1 protein-coding gene is annotated in these 832 nt (G+C 39.2%); it reads left to right on the top strand.

The genetic code is table 11. From position 1 onward, the window contains the following. On the top strand, nucleotides 1-530 hold a 530-nt coding region (locus tag KQI94_RS16160), incomplete at its 5' end, for a PTS sugar transporter subunit IIC (protein ID WP_216454667.1). Nucleotides 531-832: the final 302 nt, after the last annotated feature.

The raw sequence follows: 832 nt of genomic DNA, 5'->3' as shown, positions 1-832 counted from the left end.
CCTTTACTACTTTGCAACCAATTTTGATGTCAATCTTGATTGCATGTTCCTTTGCTTTCTTGATTATCTCGCCGATCTCTACAGTTGCCATTGGTATGGCAATTCAATTGAACGGTGTTTCTGCTGGTGCAGCCGCTATGGGTGTTGCCGCAACAACAGTTGTCTTGGTAGTTAACTCTTGGAAAGTCAACAAACCAGGGGTTACTTTGGCCATCGCATTGGGTGCTATGAAAATGATGATGCCAAACTTGTTTAGGAAACCAATTATCTTGGTGCCATGTCTATTCACCGCTATCATCTCAGCAATTCCAGTAGCGTTATTCTCAGTCTCAGGGACTCCTGCTTCTGCTGGTTTCGGTTTGGTAGGGTTGGTAGGTCCGTTGGCTTCATTGGACGCCGGTTTGAGTATTATTCTACTATTAATCAGCTGGTTTGTTGTACCAATCGTAGCTGCTTTCGTAGGTCAAATCTTATTTGAAAAAATCTTGAAATTGTATGATCGTAAAGATGTTTTCGAATTTTTAGGATAGTCAACTAGAAAAAGTGTGAGCCTTGTGCTCACACTTTTTTGTGCAATTGAAGTTGGTGAATCTCAGCGAAAAGAGAAAGGTACCTTAAATAGTGTGTTTCTGGTCAATAGCACAATGAAATATCTAAATACATTATGAACTGCTTTTCGTTTTATGAAGAGCAGTTTGTGCTATTTGAGAAATTGCTCAATTTAATCATTAAGTAGTTTCATCAATGGTGACTATGCTACTGCAATTCTTGTTGTACCAACCGGGAGCGTCAATAATTTTGTGTAAATAACTCGTCCTTCTGCAAAATAATG

This window comes from Enterococcus sp. S183_ASV_20, from assembly GCF_018919685.1.
In the GTDB taxonomy this organism is placed as follows: Bacteria; Bacillota; Bacilli; order Lactobacillales; family Enterococcaceae; genus Enterococcus; species Enterococcus faecalis.
Note: the sequence above shows the minus strand (reverse complement) of the source record. Positions and strands in the feature narration are given on the sequence as shown.